This is a genomic window from Mucilaginibacter flavidus (assembly GCF_024055575.1).
In the GTDB taxonomy this organism is placed as follows: Bacteria; Bacteroidota; Bacteroidia; order Sphingobacteriales; family Sphingobacteriaceae; genus Mucilaginibacter; species Mucilaginibacter flavidus.
The window spans coordinates 86,627-113,146 of record NZ_JAMXOE010000017.1; the positions used below are offsets into that span (position 1 = coordinate 86,627).

General features: G+C 42.1%; 24 protein-coding genes and 1 pseudogene. 7 read left to right on the forward strand and 18 right to left on the reverse strand.

Features of this window, described 5'->3' with window-relative positions; genetic code table 11:
* Positions 1 to 77: 77 nt before the first annotated feature.
* Genes NAF19_RS21630 through NAF19_RS21640 form a run of 3 tightly spaced genes read right to left on the reverse strand, consistent with a single transcriptional unit; the run spans position 78 to position 2,480 of the window.
* Positions 78 to 1,130, reverse strand: coding sequence for an acyltransferase (locus NAF19_RS21630; RefSeq protein WP_252792427.1), 1,053 nt, complete (start codon positions 1,128 to 1,130; stop codon positions 78 to 80).
* A complete protein-coding gene (locus NAF19_RS21635; RefSeq protein ID WP_252792428.1) occupies positions 1,127 to 1,669 on the reverse strand; it encodes a dual specificity protein phosphatase family protein in 543 nt (180 codons plus the stop codon). Before NAF19_RS21635 ends, NAF19_RS21630 begins: the two co-directional genes overlap by 4 nt.
* Positions 1,670 to 1,685: 16 nt before the next feature.
* Positions 1,686 to 2,480 (reverse strand): polysaccharide deacetylase family protein, encoded by a 795-nt coding sequence (locus tag NAF19_RS21640; protein WP_252792429.1) that lies wholly within the window; start codon positions 2,478 to 2,480, stop codon positions 1,686 to 1,688.
* A gap of 506 nt (positions 2,481 to 2,986) precedes the next feature.
* Here NAF19_RS21640 and NAF19_RS21645 point away from each other — a divergent pair.
* Together NAF19_RS21645 and NAF19_RS30845 are read left to right on the forward strand one after the other, a co-directional pair.
* The gene (locus tag NAF19_RS21645) at positions 2,987 to 3,745 is read left to right on the forward strand and encodes a sensor histidine kinase (RefSeq protein WP_252792430.1); all 759 of its coding nucleotides are present in this window, start codon (positions 2,987 to 2,989) and stop codon (positions 3,743 to 3,745) included.
* Between the two features lie 7 nt (positions 3,746 to 3,752).
* The gene (locus NAF19_RS30845; protein WP_370362909.1) at positions 3,753 to 4,106 is read left to right on the forward strand and encodes a sensor histidine kinase; all 354 of its coding nucleotides are present in this window, start codon (positions 3,753 to 3,755) and stop codon (positions 4,104 to 4,106) included.
* A gap of 46 nt (positions 4,107 to 4,152) precedes the next feature.
* Here the strand turns inward: NAF19_RS30845 and NAF19_RS21650 are convergent.
* From NAF19_RS21650 to NAF19_RS21675, 6 genes and pseudogenes are all read right to left on the reverse strand, one after another.
* A pseudogene (locus NAF19_RS21650) lies at positions 4,153 to 6,738 on the reverse strand (DUF3857 domain-containing protein).
* A gap of 68 nt (positions 6,739 to 6,806) precedes the next feature.
* Positions 6,807 to 7,694, reverse strand: coding sequence for a helix-turn-helix domain-containing protein (locus tag NAF19_RS21655; RefSeq protein WP_252792431.1), 888 nt, complete (start codon positions 7,692 to 7,694; stop codon positions 6,807 to 6,809).
* A gap of 48 nt (positions 7,695 to 7,742) precedes the next feature.
* Positions 7,743 to 8,360 carry a pyridoxamine 5'-phosphate oxidase family protein gene (locus NAF19_RS21660; RefSeq protein WP_252792432.1) on the reverse strand — a complete coding sequence of 206 codons (618 nt, stop codon included), beginning with the start codon at positions 8,358 to 8,360 and terminating at the stop codon, positions 7,743 to 7,745.
* A gap of 10 nt (positions 8,361 to 8,370) precedes the next feature.
* Positions 8,371 to 8,787, reverse strand: a complete 417-nt coding sequence (locus tag NAF19_RS21665) for a nuclear transport factor 2 family protein (protein ID WP_252792433.1) — start codon at positions 8,785 to 8,787, stop codon at positions 8,371 to 8,373.
* A gap of 176 nt (positions 8,788 to 8,963) precedes the next feature.
* Positions 8,964 to 9,512: a carboxymuconolactone decarboxylase family protein gene (locus tag NAF19_RS21670; RefSeq protein ID WP_252792434.1), complete on the reverse strand. Its 549-nt coding sequence runs from the start codon at positions 9,510 to 9,512 to the stop codon at positions 8,964 to 8,966.
* Positions 9,513 to 9,620: 108 nt separating this feature from the next.
* On the reverse strand, positions 9,621 to 9,833 hold the full coding sequence (locus NAF19_RS21675; RefSeq protein ID WP_252792435.1) for a cyclic nucleotide-binding domain-containing protein: 213 nt from the start codon (positions 9,831 to 9,833) through the stop codon (positions 9,621 to 9,623).
* Between the two features lie 226 nt (positions 9,834 to 10,059).
* On the opposite strand from NAF19_RS21675, the gene NAF19_RS21680 reads away from it, so the two are divergent.
* Both NAF19_RS21680 and NAF19_RS21685 read left to right on the forward strand, forming a co-directional pair.
* The gene (locus NAF19_RS21680) at positions 10,060 to 10,242 is read left to right on the forward strand and encodes a hypothetical protein (protein WP_252792436.1); all 183 of its coding nucleotides are present in this window, start codon (positions 10,060 to 10,062) and stop codon (positions 10,240 to 10,242) included.
* A gap of 72 nt (positions 10,243 to 10,314) precedes the next feature.
* Positions 10,315 to 11,187 (forward strand): creatininase family protein, encoded by an 873-nt coding sequence (locus NAF19_RS21685; RefSeq protein ID WP_252792437.1) that lies wholly within the window; start codon positions 10,315 to 10,317, stop codon positions 11,185 to 11,187.
* Between the two features lie 84 nt (positions 11,188 to 11,271).
* Here NAF19_RS21685 and NAF19_RS21690 read toward each other — a convergent pair whose 3' ends face one another.
* The 3 genes from NAF19_RS21690 to NAF19_RS21700 form a co-directional block, all read right to left on the reverse strand.
* Positions 11,272 to 12,597, reverse strand: a complete 1,326-nt coding sequence (locus NAF19_RS21690) for a DUF3472 domain-containing protein (RefSeq protein ID WP_252792438.1) — start codon at positions 12,595 to 12,597, stop codon at positions 11,272 to 11,274.
* A gap of 4 nt (positions 12,598 to 12,601) precedes the next feature.
* Positions 12,602 to 15,601 carry a glycoside hydrolase domain-containing protein gene (locus NAF19_RS21695; protein WP_252792439.1) on the reverse strand — a complete coding sequence of 1,000 codons (3,000 nt, stop codon included), beginning with the start codon at positions 15,599 to 15,601 and terminating at the stop codon, positions 12,602 to 12,604.
* A gap of 613 nt (positions 15,602 to 16,214) precedes the next feature.
* Positions 16,215 to 17,162, reverse strand: a complete 948-nt coding sequence (locus NAF19_RS21700) for a Smr/MutS family protein (RefSeq protein WP_252792440.1) — start codon at positions 17,160 to 17,162, stop codon at positions 16,215 to 16,217.
* 332 nt (positions 17,163 to 17,494) lie between these two features.
* Here NAF19_RS21700 and NAF19_RS21705 point away from each other — a divergent pair, with 332 nt between their 5' ends.
* Positions 17,495 to 19,372 carry a M1 family metallopeptidase gene (locus tag NAF19_RS21705; RefSeq protein WP_252792441.1) on the forward strand — a complete coding sequence of 626 codons (1,878 nt, stop codon included), beginning with the start codon at positions 17,495 to 17,497 and terminating at the stop codon, positions 19,370 to 19,372.
* Between the two features lie 170 nt (positions 19,373 to 19,542).
* Here the strand turns inward: NAF19_RS21705 and NAF19_RS21710 are convergent, their stop codons facing one another.
* Together NAF19_RS21710 and NAF19_RS21715 are read right to left on the reverse strand one after the other, a co-directional pair.
* On the reverse strand, positions 19,543 to 19,929 hold the full coding sequence (locus tag NAF19_RS21710; protein WP_252792442.1) for a YtxH domain-containing protein: 387 nt from the start codon (positions 19,927 to 19,929) through the stop codon (positions 19,543 to 19,545).
* A 221-nt stretch (positions 19,930 to 20,150) separates the two neighbouring features.
* Positions 20,151 to 20,345, reverse strand: a complete 195-nt coding sequence (locus NAF19_RS21715; RefSeq protein WP_073404972.1) for a cold-shock protein — start codon at positions 20,343 to 20,345, stop codon at positions 20,151 to 20,153.
* A 463-nt stretch (positions 20,346 to 20,808) separates the two neighbouring features.
* On the opposite strand from NAF19_RS21715, the gene NAF19_RS21720 reads away from it, so the two are divergent.
* Together NAF19_RS21720 and NAF19_RS21725 are read left to right on the forward strand one after the other, a co-directional pair.
* Positions 20,809 to 21,462: an HAD family hydrolase gene (locus NAF19_RS21720; protein WP_252792443.1), complete on the forward strand. Its 654-nt coding sequence runs from the start codon at positions 20,809 to 20,811 to the stop codon at positions 21,460 to 21,462.
* Positions 21,463 to 21,558: 96 nt separating this feature from the next.
* Positions 21,559 to 22,326 (forward strand): hypothetical protein, encoded by a 768-nt coding sequence (locus NAF19_RS21725; protein ID WP_252792444.1) that lies wholly within the window; start codon positions 21,559 to 21,561, stop codon positions 22,324 to 22,326.
* Between the two features lie 78 nt (positions 22,327 to 22,404).
* Here the strand turns inward: NAF19_RS21725 and NAF19_RS21730 are convergent, their stop codons facing one another.
* From NAF19_RS21730 to NAF19_RS21745, 4 genes are all read right to left on the reverse strand, one after another.
* Positions 22,405 to 23,121, reverse strand: coding sequence for an SDR family NAD(P)-dependent oxidoreductase (locus NAF19_RS21730; protein WP_252792445.1), 717 nt, complete (start codon positions 23,119 to 23,121; stop codon positions 22,405 to 22,407).
* 17 nt (positions 23,122 to 23,138) lie between these two features.
* On the reverse strand, positions 23,139 to 24,338 hold the full coding sequence (gene lysA, locus NAF19_RS21735) for a diaminopimelate decarboxylase (protein WP_252792446.1): 1,200 nt from the start codon (positions 24,336 to 24,338) through the stop codon (positions 23,139 to 23,141).
* A 105-nt stretch (positions 24,339 to 24,443) separates the two neighbouring features.
* Positions 24,444 to 25,754: an aspartate kinase gene (locus NAF19_RS21740; RefSeq protein WP_252792447.1), complete on the reverse strand. Its 1,311-nt coding sequence runs from the start codon at positions 25,752 to 25,754 to the stop codon at positions 24,444 to 24,446.
* Positions 25,755 to 25,916: 162 nt separating this feature from the next.
* Positions 25,917 to 26,447, reverse strand: a complete 531-nt coding sequence (locus NAF19_RS21745) for a hypothetical protein (protein ID WP_252792448.1) — start codon at positions 26,445 to 26,447, stop codon at positions 25,917 to 25,919.
* Between the last annotated feature and the right edge of the window lie 73 nt (positions 26,448 to 26,520).

The following is a 26,520-nucleotide window of genomic DNA, read 5'->3' on the forward strand; positions in this document are numbered from 1 at the left end:
AAAATAAAATGAGCACAGTTTGCAAGGGTACAAATCTCTTAAAAAAATCGCTAATTATCAGGGTTTTTATTGGGAGATTAACCCGAAATCCATTTCCCCACAAATGGTACTTTATTAACCACCCAAACCAACGCCAGCGTTATAATAAAACAAATCAGCGCTGTAAATGGAATCGAGACTCCCGGTGTGCAGAGTTTATAACTAATTCCAAGCGGGTCTTCCAAAAGATATAATATTAGTGCATGCGCAAGATAGATGCCGTAATTAAAGCTGCCAGCAAAATCGCGGATTCGAATTACTACCGGCGATAGCTTTGGCGCAGATAATTTAAAAATCATAAACACACTGGCTGCAAGCAATACAACCAGCGGACAAAGTGGCTCAAAAAACATGGCACCCGGCCATTGTTTGCTGTCAACAATTAACCACGAGCCAACAGGAATCAACAACAGGCTTGCTATAAACAGCAGGATCATCCATAAGCGCAAATGTTTAATCTTAAAATTCTTGAAGGCCAGGTAATGGCCCAACACAAGGTAGCCTGCAAACCCTGCAAAATAATGCATATCAACAGATGATCCGTAGCGTGCCATATAAGGTTGGCTTATCAAAATTACGGCAAACCACACCACCAAAAAATACAGTATTTCCTTTTCCGATGCGTTGCGCACAAACTTCCCTATAACCGGGATAAAGAAATAAAGCCCAATTAACATGTATACATACCACAAATGGTACGAACTGCCTGACGCCAGTAAACGCAAAACCATTTTAACATTCGCCAAAACTGTACTTTTCAATACAAGGTCTTCGTTATATACAGAATAGGCAATATAAACCAGGCTCCAAAACACAAATGGCACAATTACCCTTACCGTGCGTTTCTTTAAAAAATCACCAATTTCATACTCCCTGTGCAACAGCAATGCCCCGGTTACCATAACAAATACCGGCACTGCAAAACGCACTATCGCATTAAAACAATCCGCTACCACCCAGTCGCTCATCGGTATCTTGCCATATTGTAACAGCAATACGCTGTTGCTATGCAACATTATTACCGCAAACAGCGCAACCAGGCGGAGGTTGTTAATCCAGTTGATGTTTTGAGGTTTGGCAGGGGGCATCATTTTTTATCAGTAATATCGTTATAATACAGTTCCAATTCCTTCAACTTCGCTATCTGCCCGGGCCTTGGGTTTATAAATATCCTTACCCGTTTTATCATGGCATAGGCATCAGCATAAGTTAAACCTGTTTTTATTAAATAAGCCATCGCCATAGTTGGCCCACGGCCAAGGCCCTGCCGGCAATGCACGTAAACGCTACCGCCGTTTTTAATTTCGTTATCTATAAAATCGGCACCTTTTAACAACACCTCCAAAGGTGGCGGCGTATTATCAACAGTTGGCAGGTGCAGGTATTTTATCCCTTCGTGTTCGGCATCGCTGTAGTCGTTATGCATACGCATGTTTACTATGGCAGTAACTCCCAGGGCCTTTAATTTTTTTAGCCCTATCAGGTTGTATTGACTGCCCAAAAACAAATGTGCAGTAATTTGCGAACGGTTTAAACGTGGCAGCCCGGTTATTATACGATGGGCGTTATCATACATATAATCCAAAACCAACCTCGTCCCGGTAAAAATACTTTTTAATTTATTTATCATAATATACCGGTAGTGCTCAGCCCCCTTTATTCGCTTTTGTGATATAATCCATGGCCTGCTGAAACGTGGTAACCCAAATCTCCTGTTTGTTTTTAGCAAGATATTCCAATAACTCCCAGTGTGCCTTTGTCGAGGTAGTTATAAAGTCGCCGCCTATCCCATGAAACATAAATATCCCCATCCCACCACGGTGCTTAACTTTTTTTACAAAATCAATCAGCTTGCTTGCGGGGGTATCTTCTTCAAGACCGTATGACGGTATCAGCATCGGATCGAGTTTTTTAAAGTTGGTAATAATGGCATCATCCACGTCGCCGCCTATACGGGCGTACTTTATCATGCCGGTTTTCCGCAACGAGTCAATATAACTCTTACCCCCTACCTCGGTTTCAGTACACGGGTAAGCGTATGTACGCGTGGTTTTGCCGTCAATGGCGTAAAGCATACCGTTCATGGTGTATATCTCACGCAAAATCTGGAATATTGTATACCGTTCGGCCGCATTAACTAAATTATCAGGCATGGTGGTGCTCAAACACGGATGAAAAAGCGTATGGTTTGCCAGCTCATGTCCTTTTTGGGCCACTTTGCGCCATTGGAGAATATTATTGCTGTTAAGTTCACCGGTCAGAAAAAAGGTCCCTTTTAGGTGCAATGAATCCAGTTGCGGGATGGCCGTTTTTAATTGCGAATCGAGCGCATCGTCATAAGTAAGCACAATCACCGCTTTTTTATGATCCGGCCAGTTTATTTTGCGCTGGGCCGTTGCAACCGTACTTAATAAAAGAAAAAACAGGGTAAGCCTTTTCATCACAGGAGATGGATAATAAAGTAAAGAAATAAAACATTTACCAGTTATCATTAAATTTTATCCAATAAATATCGATATGCGTACGCCGCTTTTCAAATTCACCATTTAATTGCCAGCGCTATCATTTGTTGTAACGCTATAAACATATTGTGCATCTTTAACCAATTCAAAAAAAAGCAAATAAAGTCAACGTATTCAAACCATTAGTGTTATTTTTAATTAATTATTAGCCGTTGCAATTTGTAGCGAACTAACCGCTATCACTTTTAAGTTACAACAACAGTTATTCAATTAAAACAATGCAATCCGTTTGGAAAAAATGCTTTGGATCCCCCCCTGTTTTCTCGTTAGAAGCGCGGATATTTAATGCTATTTGCCTTGCATCTGCTGTTGCTTTATTTCTGAATATTTTTTTAAACTCCCTGCTGGGTATATCCCAGTTAGCTATTTTAATGGGGGCTGTATTTATTATCTCGGTTCTCTGCTATTATTTCTCCCGTTTTAAAATGAAGCTAAATAGTAGCATCATAACATACATGATTGCTACTAATATACTTATCGTAGTAAACTATAAATATAATTCCGGCATTAATGGGCCTACCCTGCTGATTTTTATTCTTACATATTTCCTTACCATTTCCATTGTGCCTAAAAAGCAATACTGGATTTGGATAACGCTTAACATTCTTATTGTTATGGCATTGCTAGTGTATGAATTTCAATACCCGGGTGAAATTATGAATACTTACCCCGATAAACAACACCGTTTTATTGATATTGGCTACACCTATATCATCGATGTATTTTTTATTTTCATGATCACTACGGCGGTAAGAAAAAGCTATCATACTGAAAAAAAATTGGTTGAGCAAAAAGCAACTGAATTGGCCTATGCAAATGATACCATGAACAAACTGTTTTCTATCCTTGCACACGACCTGCGGTCGCCTTTGGCATCGATAGAAAATTTCCTCGATGTGCTTTCAGCGTTTAAGCTAAGTGATGACGAACGAATATCTATACAAAAGGAACTGCTAACTTCTACCCAAAATACGCAGGAGATGCTTGCAAATTTGCTTTTATGGAGTAAATCGCAAATGAAGGGCGTAACCGTAAACATGGTTAAGCTAAACCTGAAAAAAACATTGCAAACTACGTTGCAAATTCTTAAAACTGTAGCGGCCGAAAAAGGCATTCAATTTACAGAGCAGATAAATAATTCAATTTCTATTTTAGCTGATGCGGATATGATGCAGCTAAAATAGAAATCTGATAAATAACTCCCTTAAATTCACAAATCCCGGCGGGCAAATCATAATATCTGCAGACATTGCCGGCAGCGATTGCCGTATAACGATAAAAGACAGTGGTATTGGAATCCCGTATGAACAGCAAAATGAAATTTTCTCGTTAAAGGCCCAATCAACTTTAGGAACCAAAAACGAAAAGGGTGTAGGTCTGGGATTGCTATTATGTAAAGAATTTACCGAATCGCAGAATGGGAAAATTACATTTGAAAGTAAACCAGGAGCCGGAACCACATTTTATGTTACCTTCAAATTATGGCAGGATATTAATAAAAACGGTAAATACCCGGACTTGTCAACAAATAAAAGTAAGGTGTAATAGCAAATTAGACCCTCTAATTTTAATTTTAGGCCTGTATAGGCGTTCAACCATTTGGCAACTCTTCGTGCCGGTGTTTTTCGTAACTATAGTTGTATGATGGATAAGGTACTATAAACGTTTCCTTCACCCGGGTCGATTTCAAAAAGTATGGTATCCAAATAGCACCGGCGACAACTGAAGATATAACTGCCTCTGAAAATTGATTTGAAATTGCCAAACGTGATACGCTATGCACAAAAATTAAATCGGCCACGCGGAATACAATTCCATAAACAAGATAGCCAATCATGTATTTGGGCAATATGTCCCGCCGGTTTAAAAACAATACCAGGCATTACAATGCATAGGCCATTAATATTACTGAACCCGCAACCTTAAAAATAATATGTGCCTTCAGGCCAGTAGCATAGCTATATTTACTAATGGAATTCCAAACATCTACGGTAAAATATTTGGTGTCATTAAGGTTTACTATGATAACTATGGGCGTTAAGAACAAACCAATGAGCAGTAAAATCAACCAACCGCCAAGCGGCACAAAGGTGGTGCCGTATTCAAACACAATACCGGGGGTTTCTGTCCGGTAAATACGAAACGCGACGAAACCGGCAATCAAAACAATAACCAGTGCCATATTCAGCATCCATTGGTTTACATTGGAAGGGCCGGAGTCGGCAGTGGCATCGGGGTTAAAACTGATGGAATAAGAAAGGGCGTTATCTGTCAGTTCTTTTATATCCTGCTTAAACTGGCTTAACTTATCAACAGGGACAAAGCTTTTAAGGTATTTAAACGAATAGTCTAACGTCATCACCTTGCCCGACGATGAATAATCGGATGTAAACTCGTAGCCGTCTCGTTTTATCTCGTTTGTTTTTGGGGTGATGTCCCAGCCAGCCGGGAAAAACATTTTAACGGTATAGTCTTCGTCAAAAGACCCATTCACCGCAACCGGCGTTTTGGTTTGATTAGTTATTTTAGGCAATTCCTCTTTTATCGGGTTGGCATAAAAGCTTGCGGAGTAGTCCCCCGATACCGAATCCTTTTTAAAGTAGTCGGTTATTTCATATTTTTCAATTGTGGTAAGCTCGTTTTTTTCTTCATTATCGATAACCACAACCGAATCCTTCGCTTCAATTTTATTATAAATCTCGGAGTAGTATTTCAAATAATTCTTTTCTGTTTCGGCCATTCCCGATGATGCCAGCCTGTCGCGTTCCCTGTCGGCCTGGTTTAAAGTGTAGGTTGTTTTAACCTGAAATTGCACCGGCGATTTAGCATTTTTAACCGTAAAACTGTCGATGCAAACTACTCGGCCTAATTTTGATTCGGTGGCTTTGGTTAACCCGGTATTGCCGGCCTTTAAGATGAGCCCCTTGCTGTAAGCTGGAAAGTAAATATTGGCGCCGGTGCCGCGCTGATAAGCTATCGTAGCGTCGACCCAAACCGGCTTGCCGTTTATTTGTGCCACAACTACCGCATGATCAAAAAGATTATGCGCCGGCAGGCATTTGTCAAGGTCATCCCCACCGGAGTTTATCAACACCATATTAGCATCAATCCCGTCTGCCCGCAGCATACTCACCAATAAAAGCGACTTATCCTTACAATCGCCGTACCGTTGGGCGAACACTTTTGCCGGATTATTGGCCCGGTGCGAATACTGGCCAAGTTCAATCCCCATATACCGCACTTCATCCTGCACGGTTTTTACAGCGTTGCGAAAGTATTTTTCTTTGTTGTTGCCCGATAATGATTTCAACCTGGCTATTTCTTCAGCCAGTTCGCCTTGTATGTTTGTTTGGGCAGGGTTAATGCCCCGGGCCCAATCCGTTACTTCTGCCCAGCTGTTGTAATCACTTAGTTGTATATAGTCGCGGGCATCGTACCAGGATGGTGCGTTTTCATCATACAGCGCAGGCTTTATTTGAAAACCTTCCCATTCGTATTTTTTCAACCCATTGGCCTGGCTTATTACCGGGCTTGCAGCGTTATTAAACAGTTTCATATTTATTTTGCGGCCGGTCGAAAAAATAATAGCAGTATACTGGTGCGCAACCGTTTGATAATACTGCAGGTATAGGAACGAACTGTACTTGTTATTAAATATCGGATTGCGACCGGTGATAGTATACGAGTATTCAATCCTGTCTCCTTTGCGGATGTCATCGAGAATACAGAGCGCCGAATAGGTGCCCTGGTAGATAAAGTTCGATAGATCTTTCTCATCGGCCAAAACTTTAAAGGCGGATGCCTTGAGCCTATTTTGTGGTTTGTTATTGCGCCAAACAGTTATTTCGTGAAAATCGAGTCGTTCATAAGTTGGGTCGAAGCTGACAGATATTTGCGACCCGTTTTGAATGCCCGTTTCAGATATTATTTCGCGCACATTATGTCGATAATCAGCTTGTTTTTCAATGTGTACCTGGTGTTCGATGATAGAAAAGTAGTATCCGTCCTCAACCGTTCGTAGCGATGGCTTTTGATTGTATGGTTTGCAGATACTCAGCCAGATCGGCTTGGCGGAAATATGAACAACCGGCTGCGCACCTTTTGCAAACGCAAAACTTACCACAACAAATAAAAAGGTTAAAATAAATTTACCCGCCCTTGAAAAACATCTACGCATACTGGCTTTGAAAATAAATAAATCAGATGAAATAACCACATCTTTTTAAATTTTTCAAATCCCTGCACTTAAGCCACCTCAGCCCTGCCCGCTCCCACCGTATCGCGATAAAGTTGCGGCGATACATCGGCATTGTTTTTAAAAAAGCGGCTAAAGTAGTATTCATCATCATATCCTAATTCAAAAGCAATTGTCTTAACGGGTTTATTGGTAAGGTACAATTCGCGTTTAGCTTCAATAACTATGCGTTCGGCAATCATGTCTGTTAACGTGCGGTTAAAATGGTTTTTTGCCATTTTTGCCAATGCCTTAGGTGAAATATTAAGCATATCGGCATATTCGCTTGCAGAGTGCTTTTGTTTAAAATGGGTTTCGATAGCGTCCTTAAGGTTTTGGAGTATAAAGGGTTCTTTTCGCTCCGAAAGCACTTTGTGGTTGCCGGGCTGCTGTTCGGTCTTTAGCCTCACTGCGGTAATCAAAAATATCTTAAGGTATGACATTAGCAGCTCGTATTGCGCAAGCGCCGGGTTTTGCATTTCGGTTTTCATTTGCTCCAGTACCATGTTAAAAATAGGCACGCAAGGCTCGTCGACCCTGACGATTGGTGGCTCATAAATATTATTGAACAAAACGCCGTGGCAGGCCACCTCTTTATCATGTTTATGGATACAAAAAAAGTCCGGGTGGAAATTCAGCGCGAAACCTTCCAACTGTTCACCGGTAATAATCATAAACGGCTGATAAATAGCAAAGGCAAACAGCGAATTCGCCTCAAAATCGTATTCGGAAAAACTGGCACGCAACCTACCCTTACCTTTGGTAACCCAAATAATGGTGTAATAATTATGCCGCTGCAGGTGGTCGAAATTGCTATTATCATCGAACGAAAACAGTCGGAAAGTAAGGTTACCAGTTTGAGGGTTAACTAAAGTAAAAGCTGTTTGATTATTGAGCATTTGGGTTAGTGATTAGAGGTTGGAGACTGGAGATTAGTTGAACAGCGGTTAGTCCGGATCGTCCAGTCGCTTTTTTAGTGCTGCATTTTCTGCGCGAAGTTTCTCAATGTATTCGTGCTGCGCCATAAATTCACCCCGTATTTCTTCAAGGGTATAACGCTCTGTTATGTGTTGCGGGCAGTTCCAGTCGTAAGCAGTTATATTTAACAATATTATCCTTTCGGGCCGAAATTTATAATTGTCCAAATTGAGTTTGTCAAACAACTCCGGGTTGTCATCAATCTCCAAAACTTTTGCTTCAGCATATATCTTAAGTCGCGCTTTAGCGGCCTGGTCCAACAAAAACAGCGATACCTTATTGTTTGTCGCCAGGTTACCTATTGATATGTATTGCTTATTGCCGCCGAAATCAATAAATCCCAGTGTTTTATCATCCAATACTTTCAAAAAGCCCTTTGGCCCTCCCCTGAACTGTATATATGGGAACCCATTTTCGCCGATGGTCGCCATATAAAAGTTATCCTGGCGACTTATAAAATCACGCTCATCTTCGGTTAAGCCATTGGTATCTCTGTACCCTTCCATCCTGGCATAGTTGGCCCGGCTGCCATAACGCTCCTGGAACCTTTTCGATGCCTCCGAAAATGCAGTTTTTGGATAATTCATCAGTTTAAATTTAAAACAGCTTCCTGTCGGTTTCTTCTATTTCCAAATCATTAATACTGGCAAACCGCTTTTGCATCAGGCCGTTTTCGTCAAACTCCCAAAGCTCGTTACCATAGCTGCGATACCATTGACCAGAGGCATCGTGCCACTCATATTCAAACCTCACGGCCATCCGGTTTTCGCGAAAGCCCCATAATTCCTTTTTCAACTTATAATCCAGTTCCTTTTCCCATTTACGGGTTAAAAACTGTTTTACTTCTTCGCGGCCATTTATAAAGTCGGTACGGTTGCGCCATTCGGTGTCGATGGTGTAGGCAAGGCAAACTTTTTCGGGATCTTTTGTGTTCCAGGCGTCCTCGGCAGCCTGCACCTTTTGCAGTGCAGTTTCCATATTAAACGGAGGCAAAGGATATCGTTTATTTTCCATGCGAATATTTTTTATAAAATTAACCAATACAGCAAAAGCTAAGGCAAGTGTCCCTAACTTTTACTGTGTGATGAGATTTAGGCCTCACCTAAATCCTCTCCAAAGGAGAGGACTTTAGCTTCGCGCTTTTTTAGAACCCTCTACTTTGGAGAGGGCAGGGTGAGGCATACGGCAGCTTACACCAATTGCCCAACCCTAACAACCGGGAAGTCAATCGCAGTATTGGCGACGTTATTGAAATAGTTGGTTAAAACATTCAGGCCCACATGCCCTACAACTTCGCCTATTTCACCATCAGTTAAACCCGCGGCTTTTGCAGCGTCAACATCATCATCGCTAACCCGGCCTTTTTTATCGAGCAATATGTTGGCAAATTTTAAAACTGCTGCGGTTTTTTCTTCAGCCGATTCGCCGCTGCGGGCATTTTGTAAAACGGCAGTATCAATATGTACAAGCTTTTCGCCGATAAATGAGTGCGCCGATAAACAGTAATCACAGCTATTGTTTTCGCCAATAGTCAGGGCAAGCAGTTCGCCGGTTTTACCGCCTAATTTACCGTGGCTGAGTATGCTGCTCAAATTCAGGTAACCTTCCAGCAAGGCTGGTGAATTACCCATGGTACGCATCATGTTTGGCACCATGCCTAATTTGCCTTGTATTGCGTCAAATAATTCTTTGGTTTTGCCTGTGGCTTCTTCAGGGTTTATTGCTTTTAAACGTGTCATTTTGTTTGATAATTTGTTTGTCGTTATTGACAGTACAAATGTGCAACGACTGCTAATTTTATAACATGGATGATGCACGCAAGTGCATGGACAATTTTACCTCAACCCTTAACAAACCATTGATAACGTCAAAAACCGGGTGGCTTCCTGCCCTTCGTCATCAATCAAAAATATCCGCAGGCAGCCTTTTATAACAAAATACATATACTGGCTTATCTTGCCTTTTTCTAAAAGTTTTTCGTTCCGTTTAGTTTTTTTTGGCTTACAGCAATTTAATACGAAGGCCCATTGTTCCTCAGTTAAATTTATACTTTGTGCCAAATAATTTCTTAAAATATCGTGCATAATTGAGAGCCAAGAACCAAGCGTCAGCCAAAATAACGTTAAAAGATTTGAAAAGAACAAAAAGTTGTCGTCAATCAAAATTCGCGGACGTTATCATTTTTATCGTGACTCTTGGCTCTTGATTCTTGGCTCTTAAATTTTTGGTTCTAGACTCTTGGTTCTTGACTCTATTACATACCTTTGAAAACTAACTAAAAACATCATGGCACAAAAAGTAATAACAGTAAATATTAATGTTTATGAGCAATCGGTGACCAACAGGCACTCGGCTTACGAAGTTAATTTTGTAAATAAGTATTTGGATGAGGGCTGGGTGATTAAGGAAACTATACATAGCCCACTTGTGGGTAGCTGGACGAATATTACTTTTATATTGGAGAAGTAAAACCATAGCAATGGGTTTAAAATCCGTCGCTATCACAAAACTCCCGGTTAAGTATTTATAAAAACCTAAAATATGAAAACCTATCTTACACTTTTAATTGCCCTGCTATTTTCGACAACCTCGTTTGCGCAGGATATTCCTGCCCGCTGGGATGAGCTTGTGGCCAGCGATTTTCCGAAAGCCCTTGAAAAATCATCGAAAACCTGTATCCTGCCTATCGGGATATTGGAAAAGCATGGACCACACTCGCCCATCGGGACTGATTTAATCCATGTGCGCGAATGGGCTGCACGGGCTGTAAAATCGGAATATGCTGTGGTGTTTCCTGATTATTTTTACGGGCAAATAAATGAGGCACGTCACCAACCGGGAACATTTGCCCTGCCGAGCGATATCATTTACAAATTACTGGAAGCTACCTGCGATGAAATTGCCCGCAATGGATTCGACAAGATTGTTATTTTAAACGGTCACGGCGGTAACCCCGAGTTCCTGCACTTTTTTATGCAGTCGCTGCTGAATAAGCGGCATAATTATGCGGTGTACCTGTATAGCCCAGGTCGCGAGGATGCCGATTATAACAAACAATACCGCCAGATGCATAAATCACCTACAGCGAACGACCAGCACGCGGGAGAATCCGAAACATCTGTTTTAATGTATTACCGGCCTGATCTGATGCGCATGGACCGTGCTGCTAATGAAAGCGGCGCTGATCAAAAACGAAGCGATCTGCCCGGTCTTTATACACCAATATGGTGGTACTCATCATATCCTAACCATTATGCCGGAGAAGGCGACAAAGCAACCACCGAATTCGGCAAGTTTATTACCGACCATGAAACTGCATCGTTTATAAAAGCATTAAAAGAAGTGAAGGATGACACGAAAACTATACCACTGCAGAACGAGTTTTTTGACCGGGTGGATAAGTTAAATAAATAGTGTATAAACGCCAAAGCTTGCAATGAAGTCTATAAAAAAATGGCGTTAAAATTCGGAAGTTTAACGCCATTTTACTTTGATGATTTATGGTAATTTATCCAATTCCACATTCGGCGCTTTGCCACCGATTGGCCTTACTAACTCTATCCCGCGTTTGGTATAAGTGTTAAAAAATCCGCAGTTTTTAAGGTAGAATGAATTGCCATCAATACCACCCGCGTAGTCCATACGGTAGCCCTTCATTGCGGTGGCATCATTTGTAAAATGGGCTTTGTTTATTTCGGTCCAATGGCCGTTGTTGTCGGCAATCCATTGGTTGTTAAATAACACGTGACGGGTTGTTATGCCATTTTCAGGTTCGAAATTCTCCAAAAACGAATGCAGTCCCTTTAAATAAGTATTTGTTTGCGGGCGGCTAAAGCTGGCTATTAATTGCCATTTGCCAAGCTCCGGCGCAAAAAACCAGGTGGTGTAAGTAGTATGGTTGTCGCCGGTGGGTTTGGCCTGTACCAAAAATTTGTAAGTGTTGCCAGCTTTCCAGTTATACAGCATATAGCTTTGCCCGCCCGAGCCTTCGTTGCCAAACTCTCCTGTATGCACATTGGGGCCTTTTTTTAGCATAACTATCTTCTGGCTGTCGGGTATGGCTTTTGGGTTATCTGTACTAAACGGACTCCAAACCGAAAACAAGATATGCCTTTCAGTTGGCGAATTTACCTGCATGCCAAAATAGCCTACATTAAAACCATCTGCCATAAAATAAGACCCTAACACATCGTTCCCAACAGGCACCGTCACTTCGTTATAAAACCATTCTATATTGGTATTAGGCAACTCGTACGCTAAATGTACCGACGGTCCCCTTCGCCCCCAATGGAAATAATTACCCTCGTTATTTGGCACGTAAGCGGTTTTGCCATTAATAGCGGCGCCTACCAGTTTTATGCTGCTAACATCGGCAAAAGTTTTGCCTGTTTTGTTAAGTCCTTTTATATCGATTGCAATATAGCCGGTGTCGGCTGCGTTCCATTCGCCAACATAATAGTCTTTAGCTACCGTTCCAGATACGGTTATATTTTTTGTTGATTTTAATGCGGAAACAGCTAAAACACTTTTACCATCGGCTACTTTCACATTTAACCAAAGTTTAAATTTACCCTTAACGGCTATCCGGAAATAAGCTTTAAACGTCACTTTACTGCTTGTCCAGTCCACAATGCCGTCATTGGTAATGGTGCCGCCAGTAGTATCGTTAGCTATGCGCCAGGCATTGCCGCCCAGGGGAATAGTTATAGAGCTGTCAGAACTTTTAGCGGCGAGTGGGGTTTGCCGCACCATTTTAGTAAAGCTCATCGCCATACAGGTTACCGTAATTAACAATGTGCCGATTATAAATTTATTCAGTTTCATTATTTTATTTTTTGTCGGTGATTATAAGTAACCAGCCTTTCCCCTTTTCAACTTTTATCTCCTGCCCGTCCTTCAACTTAGCGCCTTGCTGAAAGTTATTAACTTCCGGCGCGGTAATGGTAGCGGTTGCCGGGTTTAGGCCCAGCGCTTTCCAATCTATTTTAAGCTTGATGTTAACATCATCGGCAGCCCAGCTTGCTATGGACACCAACACCTTTCCCGGTTTTTTGTAAATGGTTGCCAGCACCTCGGGATTGTTGGTCTTTACAGGATTGGTTTCAACCCAATAGCCAACCATTTTTGTGCCATGCATGCCAAAATTGTCCCAAACCTTCCATATAGGTCGCGGGTCGGCGTTATCACTCCATGGCATGCGGTTAGTCATGCCATAAATCATACCGCGCCACGGGTTGCCGCCACCCTGCAACATTTCGCCCATCAGACCGAATGGTATGCCCGACACTTCGGTTAAAAAGAAATCGGGGGTGTTTTTCTCATAATCAAAATACTCACCAAACCAAAGCCTGTTTAAGTATGGAAAATGCTCGAGGTACAAATTGCCGCTATTATTAAAGCCATCGCTTTTGTTATATTGGTTAGCCGAGTGTAGATCGATGATACCGGGGTGGCCATCTTTAGTCAGCACACGCTTTATACGTTTCATGGTAATGCGGTCAAAGGCTACGTCATCCAGGTAAATACCATCGATGCCTACATTTTGTACCAGCCAATTCATCCCCTCTACATAATAGTTGTGCCAGCGGCTCATTCCGCTGTTTATCAGGGCGGCATCTTTATATTCGGGTACGTACCAGGCAGCAATGTAATCATCCGCAACATGCTCCTGCAGCCATGAGTAGCCGCCACCTTTGCCCGTCGAATAAATCTCGTGCCCAAGGCTGCGCATCGGGAAAGTTTCGTAAGCGCTGTTGGAGAGTTCCCTCACTGTGTTATAAATCTTCACCTTCAAACCCAACTGGTGTGCTGAATCGATATAACTTTTCATCTGGCGCCACCTGATAAATGGATAGTTGATGTAAGGATTTATAGGTGTGCCATGGTGGATATTTACCACGGTAGCGCCGGTTTGTTTAATGCTATCCAAACTGCTGTATTTGTGATAAAACCGGGTTGACCATTGGAAGTCGGTATTAATTGGGTGGAAAGGGGTTATCAGCAAAGTAAAGTTATAGTACAATACATCGCCTCTTTTCATGCTGCGCGCACCGCTATAGTTATTTACCATAACATAGTTATTCGTCTCGCTGATGTTAATACCCCCTTTGTTATCATTACCCCATGATGTTGGCAGCAATAAAGGTTTTTGCAGATAAAAATTGGTATTTAACGGACGCACATAGTTTTCATCGCGCAATGAGTATTGCAACCCTGCATTTACATCGCCAATCCAGGCGCCATCCTGGTTTTTGTGGGCGACATCCCATTTCCACTCGTAGTTGTCGGGTCTTTTCTCACCTTTTAAGTTAAGCCCCATCATATATTTGGCGGCATTCTTATTAAAAGGTATTTCCATGCGAATATCTTTCAAATCCACATCTTTTAATGCGGTTACCTTAACTGTGTATGCTGCAAAACCATCAAATTCTATCGAGCCGTTTACATCCATCTGTAAATCAGCCGAAGTATTGGTAGCTGTCCATTTAACCGTTCCGGGTTGGGTTTCGGTAAACTTCAAGCCTTTGGGTTGCCAGGCTTCCGCCCCTGTTTCATTTTCAGCAATTAATTTTATCGGTTGATTGAGCACCTCTTTTGCCTTTGCTGAAAACGAAGTCATTTCAGGCGTAAAAAAGGTTTGAATGCTTTTCGGGAATCCTGTTTTATCTAACGTAACCTTACGGCCCAGCAGCGCAACGCTGTTGTCTTTCACCACCAGGGGTGTGTATGGTTTTATGATATCGTTTTGTTGGGCGAGGGTGGAGTTTAACCAGGCTAAACGGGTTTCCTTCCATGGTTCATTGATGCCGCCGTTAACCGCCGCGGTTGCGCCCACCTTAATGCGAATACCAATTTTGGTGGTCTCGGCATTTTTGGCGGATACTGTTACTATCCCCTCATAAGTACCTGCTACAACAGTTGATGGAATATTTACCAAACACCACATAGCCTGTACTTCGCCTTTGGCTATATCAACCAGTTTGTTAAACGATTTTGCTTTGTAATCCGTTCCGCTATTATTAATGCATGACATCACTTTTGATGAAATAACCTGCCCCGTTTTGGTTTTTAAATCCGAAAACGAAACTTTAACACCGCTTAAGTCTTTTGCTGTTGGATAAACACCTAACTGGTACGAATAATTTTCGCCACGCTTTGCATCGCCGTCAAAAACACTTTGCGCACCGTTAGTTATCCAGCGTTGCGGCAAATCATGTTTCATTTTTATAATATTCAACCTGTCTTCCGGGAACACCAAATAGGTTTTGCCCGCATTTTGCTGAACCAAGTTCTTCACTTCTGTATCCGTGGCTATTACTTCCATGGGATAGAAGCTGTTCATAGCATTTACGGATTGAATACACTCTACTTTAGCGCCTTCAATATCCTTGCTGCCTTCAATTGTTTGTAACCAATCGCCCGAGGCAGTTTGAGAGGCCTTTAAATATTTCACGTTGGGATAGTTCGATTTCCTATCGACATGATAAGGCATATAGTATACAAAATACTTTTTGTCGCCTGTATTGGGTTCAAAATAAAGCATACAAGCCTCGCGGGTTATTGCGGCTACAAATACGTTCATTACCCGTTTGTTGGTGGCTGAATCCACCACAAACAATTGCTTTAATTCCGGGTGATAGTCGTTACGGCGCCATGCTATTACCGCTTTGGCAATGTGGGTATTGGCGTTCTGCAGGGTTAATACTACCCGGTGATTCCCCAGCGAGTCGGCATCCCAATCGTTATTTTTTGTAACGTATTTGATTTGCTGCGCGATAGAGACCTGGCAAATGAGCGTAAAAATGGCTAAGTAAAAATATTTATTCATTATAGCGTTTATAAGGGAACGCTAAATTAAGAAATACTTTACCTGTTAAACGTATGCCGCGCAATCGTTTGCGCTAAGATTTACCAGGACATCTCTTGCAATGTCTTGTAGCCCTCGATTAAAATCCAGCACTATAACATGGGTCGAAGTTAAGCGAAGTTAGCTTCGTCGCCTTACCGGAAAAGCGTTCCATTTTTGCAAGCGGAACACCCGGAACGCTATGAAACATGCTCATTATCAAATATTTATATATTTAACATAAATTCATACATAAATTTAACATTAATTTAATGCAAGCCCGATATAAGCATACTTGCGCCTCACCCCAAAACGCCTGTTCGTCCTGGTAATTATCGTGAGAGCGAGGTTCAAAAAGACATTTTCATTAGATAGCGCGTTCCATTTTTGCAATCGGAACACCCGGAACGCTGTGAAACACACTCATTATCAGGCATTTTAGAATTTAACACAATTTCTCATATCGAACTCAAGGTAAAATAAGATGTTACTTACCCGCTACCCTATTAGCTAAAGAGCCATAGGCTCGGCCAATATTGTAGCGCCGGATCTTAATCCAGCGATGGAAATTGCAGCGCCGATTTTCAACGAAGATTTATTTCAGCAAAACCTTCGTAGCCCCATACCCAAATTTCTCCTTTCGGGCATCCATAAACGTTTGAATCTTTTGATGCTTACCCAATAGTTTATGAATCTCGTGCCTTAAAACACCATTGCCCGCCCCGTGTATAAAAATAATCTCGGGTAATTGATGCACAATGGCCGCATCCAGCGCTTTATGGAAAACATCAAGTTGCACCTTTAACATTTCTCCGCTATTTAAAAACTGGTAATCATCACGCAGCTTTTCAATATGCAGATCAACTTCAGTCCTGGGCTTTTCAACTACGGCCTTTTCATCTGCCGATTGAAAAAAACTTTCCTTCAATTTTTGGGCGTCTATTACCATCTCTGGTTCATCCAGCCGAATAAGCCAACCGGCCTGGTTTAATACCGGGATAGTTTTTTTCGAACCAGAGAAATCTTTTGCTTTAAATTTTTCTGAAATAACAATTGGCGAAGGTGGTTCGGTATTGGTTTTGGTATGGTATACAATATGAAAAATCAATCGCGGCCAGAGCTGCAAGTCTGCCAGTTGTGCCGAATAGATTTTGGTAGCTGTACCCGGTGCGGCAATTCCGCCAAACTCACCCTTAAAAACAGATTGCTTCTCGGTAGTCAACGATGCCAGCAATTGAAACGAAGTATCATTAATTAAATATAAATGCACCACCGAATTTGCCTTAGCATCGGCAACCACGCCAACATAAACCCCTTTGGCCTTAAACTCGCCTGTTGAGATGGGCTGTTCGTCAGCTTCGGCAGCCTTTTTACTTCCCGGAGCCTCGTAGCCGTGCACGGTAGTTACCTTACTGGCCAGCACCGGGATTTCAAAATCGTCTTCGCCGGTTACCCCTATCATTTGGTCGTCGATAATGCGGGTTACAAAGCCCTCCATCTTCTCGTCCACAAAACGCACAAAATCGCCTAACTTATATTTCATTTTTTATGATTTCACCGATTTAAATGATTACACCGATTAAGACAATCATCTTAAATCATTCAAATCGGTGTAATCCCCCAAAGCAAAAAAACCACCCGCCCAAAGGCAGATGGTTAGAAATTAGTTATTTAATACCCCTATTAAAATAACTGGCTGCAAATTAAAAAAATATTTATTGCACTGCAAATTTTTTCACTGTTAAATTTCTTCATTGCTATGTAACTTTTCATGTTACACAAACGTCTTAACGAAAATAAATCTCGCCAAATTGGTGGTTTTGCCACATTGTACAACCTTAAATCTGCATAGATTGCACACAAATTTTACATCAAATGCTTAAATCAATTATCGTAGGCGTTATTTGCAGTTTGGTATTTTACCAGGCGCAGGCGCAAAACCTGTACATCCCGCGCGACGTTCAAGGCGCATTTAATAAAGGCACCCGTTCAATGGATGGCAAGCCTGGCAAAAACTACTGGCAAAACCATGCCCGGTACAATATATCCATCACCGCCCTGCCGCCTGAACGCAACATTAAAGGCGTTGAGCAGATAGTTTATTTTAACAATAGCCCGGATACGCTGAAAAGGCTTAATATGAAGCTGATACTGAATATCCACCGCCCCGGTGCCGCACGCTTTTTTGGTGCGAACCCTGACTACCTTACACCCGGCATACAGGTCGACTCAATATTTATAAACGGCACAAAAAAACCATGGGACAACGCACGGGCATCGCGAACCAATCAAATGGTAGGGTTAGCAAAACCATTAGCGCCACACGATTCGGTTAAACTGAATATTACCTGGCATTTCGAGATATCAAAGGAAAGCGGCCGCGAAGGGATGATCGACTCAACCAGCTATTACCTGGCCTATTATTATCCACGTGTATCTGTTTATGACGACTACAACGGCTGGGATACCCTGGAATTTTTAGATGCACAGGAGTTTTATAACGATTTTAACGACTATACCTTGAATGTAACCGTGCCTAAAAACTACCTGGTTTGGGCAACCGGCACCCTGCAAAATGCCAATAAAGTGCTGCAACCCGAATATGCTAAACGGCTCGAGCAATCGTTCACCAGCGATTCAACCATCCATATAGCTACCAAAGAAGACCTGGCAAAGAAGAATATCACCGCGCAAAACGAAGTAAATACCTGGACATGGACCGCAACCAACATCAGTGATATGGCCGTTGGTGTGAGCGACCATTACGACTGGGATGCTGCCAGCGTTGTTGTTGACGATAAAACCCATCGCCGTGCAAGCATGCAGGCGGCGTTTTTAGATAGCGCAGCCGACTTTCATCATTCTGTGCAAGCAGGCCGCAATTCATTAGGCTGGCTGTCGCACAACTGGCCCGGAGTGCCCTACCCTTTCCCTAAAATGACGGCCTTCCAGGGTTTTGCCGATATGGAATACCCAATGATGGTAAATGATAGCCACCAGGATGATATTCGTTTTGCGGCATTTGTACAGGATCACGAAATTGCACACACCTGGTTCCCTTTTTATATGGGTATCAACGAAAGCCGCTACTCTTTTATGGACGAGGGCTGGGCAACTACTTTCGAATTATTGATAGGAACTGCTGAGGTTGGTAAAGAAAAAGCCGAAGCTTTATATAAACCATTCCGTGTTGAAGGCTGGATAAACGACCCATCGCAGGCTGAAGACTTGCCAATTATTGTGCCTACCAGCGAAGAAAGGGGTGGTTTCGGTAATAACGCCTACGGCAAACCCTCATTAAGTTATTTTGCATTAAAAGATATGCTGGGCGACGACCTGTTTAAAAAAGCGTTGCATACTTATATGGATAACTGGCATGGCAAGCACCCTATCCCATGGGACTATTTCAATTCCATGAATAGCGGCTCGGGTAAAAACCTCAACTGGTTCTTTAATAACTGGTTCTTCACCAATTATTATATCGACTTAAATTTACAGAAGGTAACAAAGGCGGCTAATGGCTATGCACTTGCTATACAAAATATAGGTGGGTTTGCAAATCCGTTTGACGTTAAAGTAACGTATGCTGATGGTACAACTGAAAGCTTCCACCAAACGCCTGCCGTTTGGGAGAAAGACCAGAAGCAAATTACAGTAAACATCAAAACCACAAAAGAAATAAAATCAGCTGTGCTTGATGGGGGTATATTTATGGATGCTGATACTACCAACAATAAATGGGAAGCAAAATAATACCCCATTTGTCATTGCTGTAAGGAACGAAGCAACCACGAACTATGCAGAACCGCTCTGTAAAGTTCGCGATTGCCGCGCTCGTTCCTCGCTCGCAATGACAATAAGGCGTTTTAACGAAGAAACCCGGCTTTTGGCCGGGTTCTTTTGTTTTATATAATCAATTAATGTTAAGAATTCTGAACGGAATGGTTCAAATCATTCGCGCCGTTTTTGGCGTTTGATTTGGCTTCTTCAAATTTGGTTTGCGCCTTATCTTTAAGGTCGTTTGCTTTTGCCTTTGCTGTTTCTACGGCGGTGTCTTTATAATCAGACACTTTGTCAGCCACCCCTGCAAACCGCGAACGGGCTTTGTCATAAACATCACTGCCGTAGTCTTTAATACCACTGCTTGCTGTTTGCGCTTTTTCCTTAGCAGCATCAACCAAATCGTTAATATACCCTGCTATATCGTCGCGTGTTTTTTCGCCTTTTTCAGGTGCTAACAATAATCCTAATGCCGCCCCTGCTGCTGCACCTATTAGTAGCGCTGCTATTACTCTTGTCTTGTCTTTCATAAGTTTTCAATTTAGTTGAATACACTAATACAATAACAATGCCACCGTTTTGTTTTGAGTTTTTTAAAAGAATCTTCTTCGGGCCTCACCTAATCCTCTCCAAAGGAGAGGACTTAACTTCGCTCTTTTTTAGAACCAGATCCTTTGGTGAGGGAAGGTTGAGGCCACGAAAAAAGGCACCCATAAATGGATGCCTTGTACGTTTAATGATTATATTATAATTAAATAACCTTTACATTTACCGCATTCAAGCCTTTTCTTCCGTTCTCTACTTCAAACTCCACTTTATCATTTTCACGGATTTCATCGATTAGACCTGTTGAATGAACAAATACGTCCTGGCCACCAGCACTTGGTGTAATAAATCCGAACCCTTTTGTTTCATTAAAAAATTTTACTGTTCCTTCTTTTTGCATTATTTTATTTATTAAAGTCGGCAAGGTAGGCATAATTATCCGGAACGCAAGCTTTTTGTTGGCAAGGGATTGATTAGGCTGATTAAGTGAGTGGTTGATTAAGTTGAGAAAATGAAGTCGATACTCATCGCAGTCAAATAAATCAACGTTTAATAATCGGTGAAATCACTTTCTAATCTTACTAATCCCAAAAAAGAAAAAAGCCCTCCAGCTCTCGCTAAACGGGCTTTGCTAAATATTAATTAATCGCACAAATCGCCCCAGCGCGCAATCCTTAATCATTTAGCCACTTCTTAAATATCTTATTATCTATTCGCAAATAATACTTTGTATGCTACAGTCTTATATATTAAATACGTTGAAAAATGGCCGGAGGTTTTCTCGCGCCCTAACTTTATTTAATGCTATTTTTGCGCCAAAACTATACATGCTGTTCAAGCATCAAAACAGCTAATTTATACAAATGAAGGCCTTTATATTCGACCTCAACGGCACTATGATCGACGATATGATCTACCATACCCGTGCCTGGCAAACACTTTTAAACGACGAACTTGGCGGCAATTTTACCTGGGAAGAGGTAAAACCGCAGATGTATGGAAAAAACCCTGAGGTATTGGTACGCATGTTCGGCCCCGACCGCTTCACAATGGATGAGATGAACCGGTTATCGCTGGAAAAAGAAAAGAAGTATCAAATTGAGTTTTTGCCCCATCTTAAGTTATTACCCGGACTGAACGAATTTTTAGAAAATGCTTATCAGCAGGGCATCCCCATGGCAATTGGCTCTGCAGCCATTCCTTTTAATATCGATTTTGTGCTGGATAACCTAAACATAAGACATTACTTTAAAGTGATTGTTAGTGCCGATGATGTGGTTTTAAGTAAGCCCCACCCCGAAACTTATTTAAAGGCTGCCGATTTGTTAAATGTAATGCCGACCGATTGTATTGTTTTTGAAGATGTACCGAAGGGTACCGAGGCAGCAGCAAATGCAGGTATGGAGGCCGTTGTAATAACAACCACCCATGAGCAGGCAGAATTTAATTACTTAAATAACGTTATATGTTTTGCAAAAGATTTTGAGGATGCAGCAGTAAAAGCGTTGATCGACTGATTGAAAAACAGTCGCGACAGCAAAATTGTATCAGCAAACTGAACAATTACGTACCGTAAGGAATTATATAATATATTGAACCTGTAAATCTGCTATATGAAATTAAAATATACTTTCTTGTTACTGGGCGTTGCCATAATATTTGCGTCGTGCTCGCATGTTTACACACCTGCATTGTACCACCAGGATATTGTTTACCAGCCAAAACCAACGTCGTTTGATACGGCGAAATCATTAACCTATGTTTCTGCCGGGGTGAATGGCTATACCAATACCAATTTTAACGATGTTTTGATAAGCGGACAACTCAACTTAAGCCAGGGCTATGTTTTTGATGGTTTCAACGTCGCCTATGGGGGCTTCGCCGTTTTTGGCGACTACCAGAATGGCTCGAATGATAAAACCAAAGCCAATTATTTCAGTGATAAATTTTTCGGAGCGGTTGGGGGGCGGTTCTCGATAAACGCATTTACTACCTCCGGCAGGGCAGACATCAGGTTTATAGGTATGGAAATGGCCTACAGCCATGAGTTTGGTGGCTATGCCACTTTCCGCAAAAACCTTAATACCCAGGGTGGTTATTATGTAGATCCGCGTACCGACCTTTTTTCCATCGGCCTTACAACCGAGGTAATTTTCCATAACCGAGACGACGCCACCTTTCAACACGGCATCCGCGGATTTTTAGGCACAACCGTCGGGCACAGCAATTTGGATGATACCTACTACGCCAATGATGATGCTACTTCCAAAATGTTTCACAAAATTTTTCCAAAAGTTAGTTACTTCATCACCTTCAAAAATTACTTCGGCACGTTTGAAGCAGGAAGCAATATTTTTTTGAGGTTTGGATATAAATTTTAGAGCCAGGAACCAAGATTCAAGAGCCAAGGTAAAAAGAAGAATTTGAGCCTGTCTTGACTCTTGATTCTTGATTCTCTTTTAAAGTCTTTTATGGATAAATTTCGGTAATTTCCAAAAGAGAAAACCGACGATGCGCCAGCGTTTGGTTATGTAAACTACATCCCTCCTATTTTCGATAGCCATGTAAATTTGCTTTGCAGCTTTTTCTACCGATGCTACCCAAAATAAGTTCTCTCCGGCGGCCATGGCTGTATCGACAAAACCCGGGCGAATATCTGTTACATGAATAGGCAGCTTTGTGTTCTTCGCCTTTTGGCGCAAGCCCTCCAGGTAATTTATTTGATATGCTTTTGATGCAAAGTAAGCGGGAGCCTGCCTGCTGCCGCGGATACCAGCTATTGAAGTGATAGCCGCAAACTGGCCAAATGCCTGTTTCTGAAAAAAGTTAAAAGTCCAGTCTGCAACAGCCGTAAAGCCAGCGACATTTAGAGCGTTAATATCCTGTTCAACTTTACTATCGAGTTCCGGGTTGATTTTTCCGGTGCCCGAGCTTAGCACCAATAAATCCAGCCCGCCAAGTTCATCCGTCAATTGTTTTAGTTGTTGTGGAACTGAGGCGATATCGGTAACATCAAAAACCGAGACTATAAATTGTTGAGGATTGGTGGCCTGCAGATTCAGCAGCAATTGGTCGCGCCTGCTTGTTATGCCAACCTTGTAGCCGTTTTGGGCCAACAAAACAGCAAGTTGATAGCCAATACCTGATGATGCGCCGACTACAATTGCTTTCTTCATTTGTTGTTGTTTAAAAACTATTCTCCCGAATAAACACTGCTGACCCTGTCCCTCAAGTTATAACTTGAGGCCATCACCTCGCCATACGCGCCGGCGGTGCGCACGGCAATCAAATCTCCGCGGAAAGACTCGGGCAACTCCACATCTTTTTGAAAACAGTCAGTACTTTCACATATCGGCCCAACCACGTCATATTTTATCAAGTCCTGAGTCAACTCTTTTCCGACTTCAGACTTCCGACTTCCGACTTCCGACTCCCCCCGACTAATATTCTCTATCAAATGATACGCTTGGTAAAGCATCGGCCTTATCAGTTCGGTCATACCGGCGTCAAGCACTAAAAAGTTCTTCTTTTGGCCGTTTTTAACATACAGGACTCTCGATATTAAGGTGGCGCATTGGCCAACCAAGGCCCTGCCTAATTCAAAGTGAACCTCCTGCCCCGGACGAACATTGAGGAACTGTTTAAATACTTTAAAATAGCTCTCAAAATCGCTGATGCCGTTGGTATCCGGGTGATGGTAGTCAATTCCAAGTCCACCGCCGGTGTTCAGCACTTTTACTGCAAAACCGTGGTCTTCAAACCAGTCCTGTATTTCATTTATACGGTTACAAAGGTTCTTATAAACCTCCATATCTGTTATTTGCGAACCGATGTGAAAGTGTATGCCTAAAAATTGCAGGTTAGGGCATTTACGCAGCGCATCGGCAACTTCGGGCAGTTGCCAGGTGTTGATGCCGAATTTATTTTCATCGAGCCCCGTTGTTATAAAATGATGGGTATGCGCATCAACATTCGGGTTTATACGGATGGCTATTTTGGCCACTTTGCTTTTAGCCCTTGCCAGCTCGTCAATCACAAATAATTCCTGAACAGACTCCGCATTAAAGCAAAAAATATCCTCATCAAGCGCAAGGTTAATCTCCTTGTCCGATTTTCCTACACCGGCAAACACCACTTTTTCCTTGCCAAAACCATGGGCAATGGCGGCTTTAACCTCGTTGCCGCTCACACAATCGGCCCCAAAACCATAGGCCTTTATCATATCAAGCACCCGGGGGTTAAAGTTTGCCTTCATGGCGTAATGCACATGAAAACCATGCTTTGACGATGCCGCACGGCAAGCATCTAAAGTGTTGCGCAAAACATCGAGGTGATAATAATAGAAAGGCGTTTCTAATTGCTGAAAACGGGATATGGTATTTGTGTTGAACATTGTAATTTGTTTCGTTGTTTGCCTCACCTAAATCCTCTCCAAAGGAGAGGACTTTAACTTCGCTCATTTTTTAGAACCCTCTCCTTTGGAGAGGGCAGGGTGAGGCTAAAAAAGCCTGTTATGTAAACTTCTTAATATTTCTGTTTTATCGCCGGTACTTACCAGTAACGACATATTATGGTCACTGCCACCGTAGGATATCATCCTGATTGGGATGTGTTTTACGGCTTCCAGTACGCGTGCGGCATAGCCATGTTTTTCGGCGCCAAAATCACCTACCACGCAAATAATGGTTTGATTTTTATCTATGTCGACCGAACCAAACTTCAGCAGTTCTTTGGTGATATCGTCAAGGTAAGTGGTATCATCGATAGTTAACGATACAGCCACTTCTGAAGTGGTAATCATGTCGATCGATGTTTTATACCGCTCAAAGACCTCGAAAATACGCCGTAAAAAGCCGTGCGCCAGCAACATCCTGCTCGATTGTATTTTTATGGCGGTGATATCGTCTTTTGCTGCAATGGATTTAATGCCATCTTTTTCGCTGGCATCGGATATTAAAGTGCCTTGTGCGTCAGGCTCCATGGTATTCAACAGCCTAACCGGAATCTTGTATTTTTGCGCCGGGAAAACACTTTGCGGGTGCAATATCTTCGCACCGAAATAGGCAAGTTCCGCAGCTTCGTCGAATGACAATTGAGCAATGGGTTTAGTACCTTTTACAATCCGTGGATCGTTGTTGTGCATACCGTCAATATCGGTCCAAATTTGCACCTCTTCGCTGCGGATGCCCGCCCCTATCAGCGACGCGGTATAATCGCTGCCACCACGGCGCAGGTTATCAATTTCACCAAAGCTGTTGCGGCAAATATAGCCCTGGGTAATAAACAGTTTGTTATCGGGGTGCTTATCCAACAATGGAGTAAGGTGAGACGTGATATAATCGACGATAGGTTCACTATCCTCATCAGTCTTCATAAAGTCAAGCGCCGGCAACAAAACCGACGCAACACCAATTTCTTTAAGGTAAACGTGATATAAGGTTGTTGAAAGAAGTTCGCCCTGCGCCAGTATTATTTTCTGTTCAATATTGGTAAACAGGTCGTTCGCGAGGCCGCTTAATAACGCAAAATGGTAGTCAACCACTTCACGGCCTTGTTGCAGATATTCAGGCTTGGCGAAAAGCTCTTTTATAAAATCTTCATATTTGTTTTTTAAAGCTGCGATAAGGCTGGCCGCCTTAGTCTTATCCCCTTCAAGATATGCGTTGCCAATCTCAACCAGGCTGTTGGTAGTACCGGATACTGCGGACAACACCACAATCTGCCGTTCAGCCGGATTGATAATATCCAGCAGCTTTTTCATTCTTTCGGGACTGCCAACAGATGTTCCGCCAAATTTTAAAACCTTCATTTTTTGTTCCTCTTCATTCAAAACATGCAATATTTATTGCACTAATTTTGAGGCGCTAAAATTAGGATTTTAAACGGTTGATAGCTAATGATGGGCAAATAAAATTTGGAACAGATTGCCAAAGATTTATGACAACCAAAGAAAATATTGGGAATGGCCTATTTATTTAGCTTTCGCGGCTTTTACCTTAACCGAACGAGCCGGTTCCGGGCTTCCGGAACGCTTCCCATCAATAAACTTCTTCACCTTGCCCGAAAAAAGTAAAAAACAACCTATTGCTAGCATAACAGCACCGTTGGTTACGTAATATGTACGTGTATTTAAACGGAATATACTGCCGGGCAACAAGAACACTTTTTGCAGCTGGCTCCAGCCTAAAAAGTCGTACAGTTTTAAAATATAAATCAGTACAAAAATAAAAACGGAGTTCAGCCAAAACCAATTGCGTTTCAATGAGATGCGCCACGATATGATATAAGCCACAATTGCTCCGACTAATGCCGCCTGCGCTACAATCTTCATATCAAGATTAGTCCTCGGCACATCATTTATCCTTGCCTCTACCGGCAAAAAAATCAAAAAGTTAAAATCGTACAAATAGGCAAGGGTTTGAAATCCAAAGATGAATAGCCAAAATGCTATAAAATGGATTACCATCAATCTTACATTAATTTTTGAGCCAGAACTTTCCATCGTTATAATTAGGTTTATGCAATAATAAGGGTTTGACGGGAAATTTATAACCAAAAATTATATTTATGCTATT